Raw genomic sequence first — 12860 nt, 5'->3', positions numbered from 1 at the left:
GGGCGGCCATTCGCCGTCGCGCGAGTTCGTCCTCGGGGGCGTGACGCGCGGCATTCTCGACACGACGACCGTTCCGTCACCGATGTCGCTTAAAGGCCAATACTGATGGCCGAGACAAGCACTGCCAACAAGCGCCTCGATCGGCGCCGGGTCGTGCCCGAGGGTCGCTTCCGGCAACCGCGGCTATATTTGGTTGGCGAGGCACCTGGTGCCGAAGAAGCTGAGCAGGGCAGGCCTTTTGTCGGGCCGTCCGGCTGCGCGTTACGCGAACTGCTCGAGCAGGCTGGGATCGACCTCAGACAGCTACGTTTGACCAACGCGATTCCATTTCGGCCTATAGAACACACGAGAAAACTCAAGCTGCGCAATCGCGCTCCAACTATCGAGGAAATCAATCATTACGGTGCTGCGGTACTGACGGACATCCACCGCTCCAAGCCGCGCGTAATCGTTGCGCTCGGCAGCACGGCGGCTCGCCTATTCGGGGCGTCGCCTTCGATCCGAGCGTCGCGCAAGGCAAAGCTCCAATTTGATGGCCGTCCCCTGCAAATCACGTTTCATCCGGCCTACGTCCGCCGCTTCGGTGGATCGCACGGCGAGCCTTGGCGCAAGATGGTCGCTGATCTCCGCCGAGCCTGGAAAGCATCGGCAATGTCCTCAAATGGCGCTCGAAGCAGGCAGCGTTCTCGGGCGCAGCGTCGAGGGCAATGAGGAAGTGGTCGCGTTCGTCCAGCTTCTGCCGGGCGCGAATATCGGCGTCGGCGAGCTCGAATCATATGCGGCCGGGCTCCTGACTTCCTACAAGCGGCCGAGCGAAATTCGCATTCTCGACGCATTGCCCGCGGCCTCGACCGGCAAGATCCTCAAACACAAGCTGCGGGAGATCGCAAACGAGAGCATGATCGGGGCGGCCGCAGGCTGAAGCGTCATCAGCCGCGTCCGGTAGGCAGCGAACAGGAGAGCAGCAATGGCCAAGAGAAATGCGACCGCGGCGATCATCGGTGCGGGAGACTATATTGGCGCCGAGATTGCCAAGAAATTCGCCGCCGAGGGGTTTACGATCTTTGCCGGACGCCGCAACGGCGACAAGCTGGCGCCGCTGGTGAATGAAGTTCAGGCCGCCGGCGGCACGATATTCGCGCGTTCGCTCGATGCCCGCAAGGAAGAGGAAATCACCGCTTTCCTCAATGATGCCGACAAGAAAGCGCCGCTCGAGGTCTGCATCTTCAATGTCGGCGCCAACGTCAACTTCCCGATCCTCGAGACCACCGAGCGGGTGTTCCGCAAGGTCTGGGAGATGGCCTGCTATTCAGGCTTTCTGGCGGGACGTGAAGCCGCGCGCCTGATGCTGCCGCGCGGGCAGGGCAACATCTTCTTCACCGGCGCCACCGCGAGCCTGCGCGGCGGGCGCGGCTATGCGGCCTTTGCCAGCGCCAAGTTCGGGCTTCGCGCGGTGGCGCAAGCGATGGCACGCGAACTCGGGCCGAAGAATATCCATGTCGCCCACCTGATCATCGATTCCGGTGTCGATACGGAATGGGTTCGCCAACGGCGGATCGAGGCCCATGGGCCTGACGCGCTGAAGGATCCTGACGCACTGATGCCGCCTGCGTCAGTCGCAAACGCCTATTGGCAACTCTATCAGCAGCCGCGCAGCGCCTGGACATTCGAAATGGAGATACGGCCGTTCAAGGAGCCGTGGTGAAGCGCGGCGCGCATGGAGGAATAACAGGGGGAGAATACAGTGAAGAGAACCGCGATTGCCGCGGCGCTGACGCTTGCGCTGGCGGGTGTGCCGCTGCACGCCGAAACGATCGGCGTCACCGCGACCGAGATCAAGATCGGCGGAATGTTTCCGTTCAGCGGCCCGGCTTCGTCGCGCTAGACGGGAACTTCCTGGGAGCAGTTCGGCGAGGTCTTGAGCGCGGATTAAATCTGGGATGGTGAACTGCTAGCAGGAAGATTTTTCGACGCCTTCGAGAAACCCACATTTCGCTCGAAACAGCAGGGCGGGTTCGTGCGTTGCGTTCTTGCAAGTCATCACCGCGATCCCTGCGACATCGGATTGCAACCTTCCGGATTGTTCCCCTTCCCACACCGTTGCGCCGCCATTGCGTTCGAACTAGCATCGATCGCGAACGGGAAGCGGGCAGGGCAGCAGAAGAAATGACATACGAGGTCTCTCTTTGCAGCTTTCTGCCGTCGATCATTCGGTAGCGAATACGGAACCTGCACACTGGAAAAAGCGTCTTCGCTGCCCCCGCTGTTCGGCGGCGCTGCGGAGTGCGTGGGTGCGGCCGGCCTGTTCGAACCGTGCCTGCGATTATAGCAGGGTCGGGTTTCCCATGGTTGGCGCGCAACCGGTGCTGATCGATTTTGCGGCAAGCATTTTTGAGCGCAGATTGTACGAGGCTGAGAACGGCTCGGCATTGCAGCGAGACATCGGCCGCCGTTCCATCGGTTCGCGTCTGCATCGCATGACGTTCGGTGGCAATCCGGTTGCGGTCTCGAACAGCATGAAGTTCATCGATCTGTTGAAGCGGGAGTCGCGACGGCCGGTCGTGCTCGTGATCGGCGGCGGAACGATCGGCTTGGGCGCGGAAGAACTCTACCGCGACGATTCCATCGAGCTCGTCGGCACCGACGTCTATGCCTCGCCGCACACCGTGCTGGTGGCTGACGCGCATCGGCTGCCGTTTGAAGACGGCGTATTCGACGGCGTTTGGGTGCAAGCGGTGCTGGAACACGTGCTGGAACCCGCAACGGTCGTCGCCGAGCTGCATCGCGTGCTGCGGCAGGAGGGTCTGGTCTATGCCGAGACGCCATTCATGCAGCAGGTGCACGAACAGGCCTATGACTTCTCGCGCTTCACGCAAAGCGGTCACCGCTGGCTGTTCAGGCGATTCTCCGAGATCAGCGCTGGCCCGGTCGGCGGCGCCGGCGTGGCGCTGGCATGGTCGATACGCTATTTCTCGCGCGCGCTCGGCGCTGGCAACAAGCTGTCGCGGCTGATCGTGCTGCCGTTCTTCTGGATCAGATATCTCGACGCGTTCGGGCGCGGCCGGGCCGCCGCGGACGCCGCCAGCGGCTTCTTCTTTCTCGGTCGCCGGTCCGAGGAGTCAATGGATCCGCATGCCATGCCGGAATACTACAATCGGCAAAAATGAAATCCCGGCAAGCGAGCGGGCCTTACGAGAGTCCCTTGATCTTTTTGCACGGCGTCGACGATGTCGACGACATCTGCGCGACATTGGCGACGGAACGGATGGTGAGCCTTTCCTTGCGGGTGATGAAGCGCAGCACGCTACGAGGATAGGCATCGCAGAACTGCGCGAGCGTGGAGGCCGTCGCCGCAACGCTGTCCTGCTTGGGGATCACGGCGACGCCGCCGTCCCTCAGCATATACGCATCCTTCACGTTGGGCATGGCTGATGTCGCGATGCAGATCTTGAACAGGTCGTTATAGGCCTGCGGCGTCAGGGACTGGTCGCCGCCGGGCGTGCCGAGAAGATACTCGCGGCTCTTGCGGCAGTTCTCGCTATCCGCATGCGCGACGCCGGTCGCAAACATCAGCAGCATCCCGGTCGCGGCGATCAGCTTCATGCGGTTAATCCGACCGCGCGGTCTGCGGCTGCCCGCTTGCCAGCATATGGCAGGCCATAGGTTGTCGCTGCGCACCGTTCCCACGAAAGGGCGCCCGCATGGACGGAGGCGCCGGCCGCGAGAATGGCGCGCAGGCCACGATCCGAAGCCAGCTCCGCGATCGCCTGCGAGATGCTTTCCACCGATGGCGAGACGAGAATGCCGGTCTCGTCGGCGAGCACGGCATCGGGCACTCCGCCAACCTCGGTCGCGACGCTTGGCAGGCCGGCGGCCCCGGCCTCGAGATAGACCAGTCCGAATCCCTCGACACGGCCGCTCGTGTCGGGCAGCCCCGTCAAGCAAAAGAAATCCGACGCCGCGTAGATATCGCGGATCTCCTCGTTCGTCTGCGCACCCAGGAAGCGAATGTCGCAGGCCAGTTGAGCGGCAGAGCGTTTGAGTTCGCTGACATAGTCGGCTTCGCCGTCCGGGCCGATCACGAGCCAGGTGATTTGCTTGCGCAGATCATCCGGAAGTTTCGACAGCGCAGCAAGCGTCAGATGATGACCTTTGCGGCGCGTGATGCGCGCAACCGTGATCATCACCACGCGGTCCTCCGCCAGACGATAGGCGAGCCGAACCTCGCGGCGTTTCCTTTGCCCGCTGAACCAGAATCCCGATACGCCGAGATTGATTGCGCTGATCCTGCCCGGGTTGGCGGCAAACCGTTCGCGGAACAGAGTCTCGGTAAAGCGGCTGTTGGCGATGACTTCCGTCCGCGGCCCGAACACGCCGGCGCCGCGTATCGCCATGCGCTTCAGCGCGGTCTGCGTCTCGTTGATCTCGGTGCCGTGCACCGTCATCAAGACACGCGCTTGCGTCTGCCATCTGGAAAGCGCGACCGGAATGAAGAACGGCCAGTCAGCGGCATGGACCACATCGTATCTGCGTGCGCGGACGCCGCGACGCGCCAGCATGATCTTGCGCGGCAGGTCGCGCATGGAATGCAGGCCGCCGGAAAATCGGACGACTTCGAAAGGGAGGGCTCGGTCGCTTTCGTCGGTCTGCTGGGCGTAATCCGGCGCCATCACGGTGACCTCGGCACCGAGCCTGCTCGCAGCCGCGGCTATTTCGCGGGCGTAAGTCCCGATACCTCCCATGGCAGGAGCGAATTCGCTGGTCAGTAGCAGGATGTTCAAGCCGGCGCCCTCAATAGGTCGGCGCCGCAGCGGCAAGTCCGCGCGCATCCTGAATTTCCTGGTGGTAACGATAGACCCGCGCGAGCTGGGTGCTTGGGGTAAATGATCTGATGGTTTCGGCGACGTGTACCGGATTCATCGTCCCCATCTCGATGCCATCCCTGACATCGATGAACCGTTGCACCAGCGCGTCCACCATGTCCTCGCGACTGCCGTTGCGTTCCACCAGATAGCCGCTGACGGCGGGGCGAATGACGGATTCGAGCTGTGGCAGGTGCATGGCGACGACGGGACGGCCGACGGCTAGCGTCTCGAGCACGCAGCGCGGCATGCCTTCGAATTCTGACGTCAGGATGCCGGCGTGCGCGCTGGCCAACGTCTCCGCCATTCCGGCAGCATCCTTGAAGCCGTGGCGAACGGTGATGTCTTCGATGGCGGCGAATTCAGCGAACCGATGCGGATCGCTGGTGCCGATATAGTGAAACCTCACGTCGCCGTTCAATCGCCGCCGTAGACGATCGATGGTGTGGAACATCAGCGGCGGATCCTTAAACTCATCCAGCCTTCCTGCGAACACGACCCGGAACGGGGAAGACTCCAGCGGCCAGACCTGCGGCTTGAAGATATCCGTGTTGACCCACGTCCACAGCGTATCGATCTTGTCCTTGCGGCGCGGATAGGTCTGCTGCAGCCGCTCGGTGATGAACGGATTGACGCACAGGAATTTTTCGCTCATGGCAACGGCAAATCGTTCGCCGGTATTGTGGACGAAGGCGTATTTCCGCAAGAGCGAATCCATCTGCAGTTTCGGCGCACCCTCGCCGTGAAGCATCTGCACGAAGGGAAGCCGCAGGATCGCCGGCAGCCAGGAAAACTCGACCCGACGCAGATCGACCGAACATCGTCTGGCGCGGATCAGCTTTGCGATCGTGCCGAAATGGCGAAGCAGCGCCATGAAGAATTGTCCGGTCAGCGACGAGCGAATCGTGCGCGCCGCTTCGCGCGCCTGCTGGTCCGAATAATGCAGGATGGGAAGAAAGTCGAAGCCGCGGCCGCGGAAGGTCAGGCGATGAAGCTGTCCCAGCTCCAGCTCGCCCGTGGAGTCGACGCCGATGAAGAGAATATCGGTATCGGTAGGATGGAAGGTTATGAAGTCGCGGATGTATGTTTCGAGCCCGCCGACCTTCTCGCCGCGGGGGTCGAAGGGATGGATCAGGCAAATCTGATAACGCGGCTTGATCCGGTTGGCGTTGCGCGCCCGTAGCGCGAGGGTCAAAGTTGAAGTCATGCCGCTTTCCTCATGCGTGCCTGGACGATTTGCGGAATGGTTCGTGCGACGAGACGCGGAACAACCGTCACGCATTTGATATAGCGGGGGCCGAGCCGCCGCGGCTCGCGCAGCATGCGCCACGCCCATTCAAGCCCTGTCTTGCGCGCAATTGACGGCGCGCGGCTTTGTGTGCCGGCGATGAAATCGAGCGCAGCTCCGATGCACAACACGCCTGTTCCATTCAGCTCGTCGAGACATCGTGCCGCGAACAGTTCTTGCCGTGGCGCGCCGAGCGCCACGAAGCAGAGTTTGGCGCCCGAGGCGCGAATCCTTTCGATTGCTGTATCGGCTTCACTGGAATAGGGATCAAACCCGGGTCCAGGCGCAAAGCGTCCTGCGATCTGCAATCCCTTGAATCGCTCCGACAAACGCTGCGCTGTCACTTGCAGGGTGCGATCGTTTGCACCCAACAGAAAGACGGAGAGTCCTTTCTTGCGCGCCTCGGCGCAGACCGGCTCGACGAGATCGGCGCCGGTCGTTCGCTCGATTCGCGTGCCCATGAGGCGACTCAGCACGACGATCGGGAACCCGTCAGCTGTGACAAATCGGGCACGACGATAAGCGGCGCGAAAGTTGGCGTGTTGCTGCAATTGCACGACGTGATCGAGATTGAGCGTGCAGACGCTGAAGTTGTCGCCATGTTGCGCGGCTGACACGATTGACGAGACCGCTTCCGGAAGTGTGGGAACATTGATGGTTATGCCGTCGACTGTGAGGCTTGGTTGCAACTGCGCTTGCGGTTCCGACAAGTCGATCTCCTGATGATGATTTGAAAGAGAGACGCATTCACGTTTGAAGCATCGACGTTGCTCGTCGCTTTGGAACTACGCGCCAAACTTCTCGACCAGCATCGTCACGAAATCGAACTAATGCGTCGCAACGATGGCGATGTCGCATTGCGAATGTCGGCACATGGCGACGAAGCATTCACATGATGGAGATCAGCTATGCAGCAGTGGTCGAGGCGAAGCGCACTCGCTCTCATCGCGGGAGCAAGTGTTGCGCCATGCGAGAACAAGGTGTTCGCCGCGCAGCCAGCGCAGAGTCTCGGCGCGATTGCGGCCCGCAATGGAATCCTGTTCGGCGCGGCGGCGGGGCCTGTTATCGACAAGGACCGCGCCTATCGCGAGCTCTATCAGACGCAGACGCGCATCGTGACCACGGATGTGGCGATGAAAATGGGAACCATCGCGCCGCAGCCGGGGCCGAAACGATTCGAGAGCGCGGATCGTCTGCTGCAATTTTGTGCAGGCAACAAGCTTCCGATGCGCGGCCATTGCCTGATCTGGAACGAATGGGTTCCGCAATGGATCAAGAGCATGAGCAGCGCCGAGCGTGAGCGGTTTTTCGATTCCTATATCGACGAAGTGGCTGCCCGTTATGTCGGCAAGTTGCACTCATGGGATGTTGTCAACGAACCGTTCTGGCCGGGGCACAAGGCGCCCGGCGGTTACCGACTCGGTCCGTGGTACGAGACGTTCGGTACCGGCTATGTGCGCCGCGCGTTCGAGCGGGTGGCGGCGGTCGATCGCACGACCAAATTGGTTCTCAACGAAGCCCAGAGTGAGCGCGACGACGACGTCGGCCTCGCGGTTCGCCGCGGCTTGCTGCAGCTGGTCGATGAACTGAAACATGCCGGCGTGCCGCTGCATGCCGTCGGACTGCAGAGCCACCTGCAGCCGCGCTATCCGCACGACCCCGGACGCTTTGCCGAATTCCTTCACGCGCTCGCCGCACGCGGCGTCGATATCTATCTGACCGAATTCGACGTGCGTGACGACACCTTCCCGGACGACATAGCGACCCGCGATGCCATGATTGCGGAGACGGCCGAGAAATATCTGAAGAACGCGCTGCGCGTTCCCGCGGTCAAGGTGGTGATCGCCTGGGAACTGGCCGACAACTATTCGTTCTATACCGATGCGGCGAAGAAGAAGGATCCTCTGGCGCAGCGCCTGCCACGGCCGCTGCCGTTTGATTCATCGATGCAGAAGAAGCCGCTCTGGTTCGCAATGGCGCGCGCGTTCGAGAATGTCAGGAAGTCCTAGGTGCCAGATCGTGCCAAAGGCGCTCATGCCCCCGAATGCTGGGGGCGTGGGCGGAGCATCCGCACCAGCGTCGGTGCGTAGAGCAGGGCAAGCGCCGCGAAGTATGCGGCGGCGCCTGCGGCGACATGGACCGCCAGGATAGGAATCGTGAGCGCCGACGGAAAGATCCGCAGCAGCGCCGACATCGCGATCGTCGCGATCGCGATGCGAATGAGATGGCCGACGGGAAGGCGCAGGCCGAACCGCGTAAACCCGATCGAAAAGCTGACACTCGCGGCGGCAAGCGCCGCCAGCACCGTGGCACCGGCAACTCCGGCCAGTCCCCAACGCGGCAGGAAGAGCGCGCTCAGCACGACGGTCGCTGCCGCGTCGATCGCCGCAATCGCCATCATCCAGCGCGTGCGGTTCTGCAGGAGAAATACTTGGTCGCCGAAATGGGCGCGCAGGTTGCGGATCGCGCCGGCGAGCGTGGAGAGCGGAAGGATCGCGAGCGTCACCGCTTGAAAGGGTACAGCGATCAACAGATGCACGATCTCCGTCCGCAGCATGACGATGCCGGCAAGGCTAGGCGCCAGGATCGCGACAAGCAGCGCGCTATTGTTGGAGAGTTGGCGCATGCCGGCCTGTTGGCCGTCTTGCTCCATGCTTTTCACCGCCAGTGGAAACGCCGCCGCCGTCACCAGCATGGCCGCGACTGCCGCGGCGCGCTGGCCAAGGCCATAGCCGACCGCGAACAGTCCGGCGGCGGCAACGCCCGAAAGTTCGTTGACGATGAAACGCGACGCATTGAGGCCGACCCAGCCGAGTGCACCGCCGACGATCAGCGGAAGGCCGTAGCGCAGCGCATGGACTACGATCTCCCGATCGACCGGCCAAAGCCTGTAGCCGCAGTGGAGTCGCGGCAGAACGATTAGCACGGCGATCAACTGCGCCATGGCATAGCCGGCGAGTGGCCACTCGGCCGATTGGCCGAATATCCAGATCAACGCGAGGCCTGCGACAAATCCGACCGATGGTCCGAACACCTGCTGGATCGTGTAGACCCGGATCTGCTGCTGCGCGCGGGCGCGCTCACCGATATAAAGGTTGAGGGATCGGGTGATCACATAGGCGACACTGGCAAGCAGAAGACCGGTCCTCGCGTCGGGCGCGATGACCAGAAGAAGAATGCCGATGGCGGCCGCGCTTTGCAGCAAAACCGATGCCAGCAGAACCGCATTCTCGGTGCGATAGAACCGGAGCGCGTCGCTGGCATCCTGATAGCGGCCGAGGAAACGCAGCGCGTACTGCGACCACCAGGCCAGAAAGCCGATCTGCAGCAGTTCGTGCGTGGCGGTGATCAGCGTGATGATGCCGAGCGTGTGCTCATTGACGACATGCGTCCATACGATCATCGCCAGCAGCTGGAACAGCGGTCCGACGAATTGTGCGGGCAGATAGAGCAGGGTGTGCTTCAGCAGCATTTTTAGGCCCCCAACCAGCGGCACAGGCGGGGCGAGGCCAGCTGCCGGACGGCCAGCAGCGCGGCGCCGCTGACAAGCGCGGTCAAACCGAAGGCGATGGCAAAATTGGCAACGCCGCCGAGCTGGCGCAGCCAGGTGTGATCGCGCAACGCCATGATGACAAAGATGTGCCAGAGATAGATGAAATAGCTGCCCGACCCGATCCAACCAAGCAGCGCTGAGCTCGGCTGGAAGGCGAACAGTGAAACGCAGAACAGCGCGGCATAGCAGAAAAACGCCATCGAATCGTAGGTGGCGGCGTCGCCGAGACCTAGAATGCGCACGACAGCATAAAGCAGGTAGGCCGCCAGCATCGCGCCAAGAAGCGCGCGGCGGATGTTCTGATCGGTCAGGTCGGCGAACATCGCAGTCAGCGCGCCAAGCGCGACGAACGAGAACCAGAAGGGAATATCGCGCATACGAACTTCGTCGAGCAGGGCGTCCGAGGCGCCGAACCTGGACATCGCCGGGTCGAGGTAGCTCCCGGCAATCAGGCCGCAGCCGATCGCAAGTATCAGCAGCGTCGCGATACGCTTTCTTGACTCCGGCTCCCTTGTCCCGCCAGCCGCAAACACGAGCCACAGGCCGAGCGTGCAGCAGACATAGACGAAGACATAGTAATAGACAAAAACATATCCGAGGGTGAACCGCGCCAGCGTCGTGCCAATACGGTGATCCATCGCCGGATTATGCAGCGCCATGTAGCCATAGGCGGCGGCGAAGGCAATGAGGTAGGGGATCAACGCCGCCTTTAGCCGTTTCGCAAGCGGTACGCGACCGGAAAGCGCCGTCAGATATCCTGATACGAACAGGAACACCGGCACGCAAGGCCGCAGTACCGCGTCGAGCGATTTCGCCCAGACCGCATCGAGCGGCTGCGGCAGTGAATGGATTCCGATCACCATCAGGATGGCGATGCCGCGCATCGCATCGACGACGCCGTCGCGGCTTCTTGCCGACGCATGCGCAACGCTCAGGGGCGGCGTGCCGGCCGATAGGCGCTCGACGATCGTCATCATGGGCTCTCCTGCCGCGAGATCGCGGGGGCCGGCGCCGGCCTCATAGAGCGGCGGTCGTATGCCTCGGTTAGATATCGCCGCAGCGGTGTTTCGAAGTTGCGCAGTGAAATCACGCTCGCGAAGGCGAGGACGATGACCGCGACCGGCGCAAGGATCAGCCGCTGATTCGGCGACAGGGAAAGCAGGCGCGATCCGAAGGTGATGACCACCGTCGCCACCGGAATATGCAGCATGTAGCAGGAAAAGGTCAGCGGTGCCCAGCGATCGAAGCCGAGCCGCGACAGCTGTGTCTCGCGTCCCGCGCAATCGGCCTGAATGGCAAGCAGTGCGATGGCGTAGATCGCAAGCAGCGCGGCCATTGTCGGCAGTAGCGAGCCGAACACGATAAACGCCGCCAGCGATGCGGCCAGTGCGCCGGGAATCGTAGGCCAGCGCGCGATCCGGTCACGAAACAGATGGCAGGCCATGCCTAGGCTGAAGGCCGGCAGCGCTCTGAAGCCGCCGCCCTGGTTGATCCAGTCGGCCCAAGGCGTCGTTCCTATCGCCCAAGCCCACAGCGAGTTGGCGAGCGCGGTGACGATCACAAGCGCGATGATGGCCTCTTTGCGACGATGCGCGAGAAGCGCAAGAACCGGGAACAGCAGATAGCAGAACATCTCCGCCGAGAGCGACCAGCTCGGGAAGTTGAAGGTCAGGCGCTCCCCGACGAACGCGTGAAGCAGCAGCAATTGCGAAGGGACGTCGGAAAGCGGGTAGCGGGCCGGATTGTCGGTGCGCGCCGCGCCGAAATGAAGCGCGCCGGCTAGCGCCACATAGAAGGCAAGCGTCGCGAGATGCAGCGGATAGATGCGGGCGAGGCGACGCCAGATGAAGCGGCCGATCGATGAAGAACCATTGACGCGGCCGAAATATTGGCGGGCGATGACGAAGCCCGAGACGATAAAGAACAGGTCGACGAACAGGTTGAAATGCCAGGTGTACGCGACCATGAAACGGCCGACGGGCACGTCCTTGAAGTAATCGGAATAGTGAAGGACCACGACAGCGCCAGCGGCAATGATCCGCAAGCCATCCTGATGCCTTGTGGTGCCGGTGTCATGCAAGACGGCGGTACTCCGGGCTCACGCCTTCGCGAGGTTGAGCAAGACGAGCGATCAGGCTGATGACATTCTCGCGGTCGCCGCGCGCCAGCTCGTTCCAGCGCGCCAGATTACGTTCGGCAAGCGCCACATAGCGGGCGCGCCAGTCCTGGTCCGACAGCGCGGCTGCGATGCGCGCGGCCGCGGAAGCGGGATCGGCGGTATCGATGTGGATGCCGGAATCGCCGAGCACCTCGCGGAAGATAGCGGCGTCGGGCGCGATGATCGGGAGGCCGGCATACTGCGCCTCCAAAAGGGGAAGGCCCAGGCCCTCGTCATGGGAGGTGCAGATGAACAGGTCGGCCGCGTCGAGCAACTGATTGACCCGGTCGGCAGACTGGTATCCGTGCAGCGTAACGCCCGGCTGGCCCTCAAGGGCTTGCCAGTCGCCGCCCCAGCCCGGCCTGCCGACGATGTCCAATGTCGCGTCCGGAAATCCCTGCATGCGCAGCGCGGTGAGGATTTTTGCTGCGGCTGCAAAATTCTTGCGCGGCTCGACCGTGCCGAGCGCGATCAGCCGAAGCGGCTGGGGTTGTACGTCCCGCGCGCTCCGTTGCCCGTTGTCAAGGCCAAACACGTTGCGGACCGCGGGCCGATAAAGCGTCACTTCGGCGTCGGACCGGCAATGCGCGGCAAGCTTGCGCCGTGTGTCGCCTGAATTGGCCAGGAACCGCGGGTAGTGGCGCAGCGCCAGCTTGAACGGCCCGGCCATATAGAGCCGCGCCCGCATGTTGAGTTCGGCGCGGCGCGTGATCAGGAAATCATCGTGGATGTAGGGCAGCACCCGTGATGCAAATGGCCGCAGCAGCGGGCTTGGCGGAAAGCCGGGGCACAGCAGGACGGAGGACGAAACCGCCAGCCGCATCGGCAAGCCAAAGGTCTGCGTCGTCAGCATCTGGCGCAGACCGCGCGCCGTCACCGGAACGATGTCGAGCGGCGCCAGCGCCGCGGCTGAGAACAGCTCCAGCGTAATGCGCTCCAGTCCGGTGACGTGACGTCCAAGATGAGTGTTATCGACATAGATAGTCATAGAATGAAATC

Annotated in this window: 14 protein-coding genes; 6 read left to right on the top strand and 8 right to left on the bottom strand. The window is 62.6% G+C overall.

Annotation, left to right across the window (positions count from 1 at the left end; translation table 11 throughout):
• Positions 1 to 105: 105 nt before the first annotated feature.
• The 5 genes from J6524_RS37940 (at position 106) to J6524_RS13310 (ending at position 3167) form a co-directional block, all read left to right on the top strand.
• Complete coding sequence (locus tag J6524_RS37940; protein WP_225671139.1) at positions 106 to 711, top strand: uracil-DNA glycosylase; 606 nt, start codon at positions 106 to 108, stop codon at positions 709 to 711.
• Positions 662 to 922: an AMP-binding enzyme gene (locus J6524_RS13325; protein WP_225671137.1), complete on the top strand. Its 261-nt coding sequence runs from the start codon at positions 662 to 664 to the stop codon at positions 920 to 922. The genes J6524_RS37940 and J6524_RS13325 overlap by 50 nt, the downstream gene beginning before the upstream one ends.
• 45 nt (positions 923 to 967) lie before the next feature.
• The gene (locus tag J6524_RS13320) at positions 968 to 1705 is read left to right on the top strand and encodes an SDR family oxidoreductase (protein WP_225671135.1); all 738 of its coding nucleotides are present in this window, start codon (positions 968 to 970) and stop codon (positions 1703 to 1705) included.
• Between the two features lie 39 nt (positions 1706 to 1744).
• The gene (locus J6524_RS13315; RefSeq protein ID WP_249789474.1) at positions 1745 to 1885 is read left to right on the top strand and encodes a hypothetical protein; all 141 of its coding nucleotides are present in this window, start codon (positions 1745 to 1747) and stop codon (positions 1883 to 1885) included.
• Positions 1886 to 2345: 460 nt separating this feature from the next.
• Entirely contained in the window at positions 2346 to 3167 is an 822-nt protein-coding gene (locus J6524_RS13310; protein ID WP_225671133.1) for a class I SAM-dependent methyltransferase, read from the top strand.
• A 22-nt stretch (positions 3168 to 3189) separates the two neighbouring features.
• Here the strand turns inward: J6524_RS13310 and J6524_RS13305 are convergent, their stop codons facing one another.
• Genes J6524_RS13305 through J6524_RS13290 form a run of 4 tightly spaced genes read right to left on the bottom strand, consistent with a single transcriptional unit; the run spans position 3190 to position 6860 of the window.
• On the bottom strand, positions 3190 to 3603 hold the full coding sequence (locus J6524_RS13305; protein WP_225671131.1) for a hypothetical protein: 414 nt from the start codon (positions 3601 to 3603) through the stop codon (positions 3190 to 3192).
• Positions 3600 to 4829, bottom strand: coding sequence for a glycosyltransferase family 4 protein (locus J6524_RS13300; RefSeq protein WP_225671129.1), 1230 nt, complete (start codon positions 4827 to 4829; stop codon positions 3600 to 3602). Before J6524_RS13300 ends, J6524_RS13305 begins: the two co-directional genes overlap by 4 nt.
• Positions 4792 to 6069 carry a glycosyltransferase gene (locus J6524_RS13295; protein WP_225671128.1) on the bottom strand — a complete coding sequence of 426 codons (1278 nt, stop codon included), beginning with the start codon at positions 6067 to 6069 and terminating at the stop codon, positions 4792 to 4794. Before J6524_RS13295 ends, J6524_RS13300 begins: the two co-directional genes overlap by 38 nt.
• Positions 6066 to 6860 carry a WecB/TagA/CpsF family glycosyltransferase gene (locus tag J6524_RS13290; protein WP_225671127.1) on the bottom strand — a complete coding sequence of 265 codons (795 nt, stop codon included), beginning with the start codon at positions 6858 to 6860 and terminating at the stop codon, positions 6066 to 6068. Before J6524_RS13290 ends, J6524_RS13295 begins: the two co-directional genes overlap by 4 nt.
• 198 nt (positions 6861 to 7058) lie before the next feature.
• Between J6524_RS13290 and J6524_RS13285 the strand changes: the two genes are divergently transcribed.
• Positions 7059 to 8159 carry an endo-1,4-beta-xylanase gene (locus J6524_RS13285; RefSeq protein WP_225671126.1) on the top strand — a complete coding sequence of 367 codons (1101 nt, stop codon included), beginning with the start codon at positions 7059 to 7061 and terminating at the stop codon, positions 8157 to 8159.
• Positions 8160 to 8182: 23 nt separating this feature from the next.
• On the opposite strand, the gene J6524_RS13280 is transcribed toward J6524_RS13285, so the two are convergent.
• From J6524_RS13280 to J6524_RS13265, 4 genes are read right to left on the bottom strand one after another with little or no spacing between them, the layout of a single operon-like run.
• Complete coding sequence (locus J6524_RS13280; RefSeq protein ID WP_225671125.1) at positions 8183 to 9622, bottom strand: lipopolysaccharide biosynthesis protein; 1440 nt, start codon at positions 9620 to 9622, stop codon at positions 8183 to 8185.
• Between the two features lie 2 nt (positions 9623 to 9624).
• A complete protein-coding gene (locus J6524_RS13275) occupies positions 9625 to 10680 on the bottom strand; it encodes an acyltransferase family protein (protein ID WP_225671124.1) in 1056 nt (351 codons plus the stop codon).
• Complete coding sequence (locus J6524_RS13270) at positions 10677 to 11783, bottom strand: acyltransferase family protein (protein WP_225671123.1); 1107 nt, start codon at positions 11781 to 11783, stop codon at positions 10677 to 10679. Before J6524_RS13270 ends, J6524_RS13275 begins: the two co-directional genes overlap by 4 nt.
• On the bottom strand, positions 11776 to 12849 hold the full coding sequence (locus tag J6524_RS13265; RefSeq protein ID WP_225671121.1) for a glycosyltransferase: 1074 nt from the start codon (positions 12847 to 12849) through the stop codon (positions 11776 to 11778). The genes J6524_RS13270 and J6524_RS13265 overlap by 8 nt, the downstream gene beginning before the upstream one ends.
• Between the last annotated feature and the right edge of the window lie 11 nt (positions 12850 to 12860).

Origin of the sequence: Bradyrhizobium hereditatis (genome assembly GCF_020329435.1) — a bacterium.
GTDB lineage: Bacteria > Pseudomonadota > Alphaproteobacteria > Rhizobiales > Xanthobacteraceae > Bradyrhizobium > Bradyrhizobium hereditatis.
Note: the sequence above shows the minus strand (reverse complement) of the source record. Positions and strands in the feature narration are given on the sequence as shown.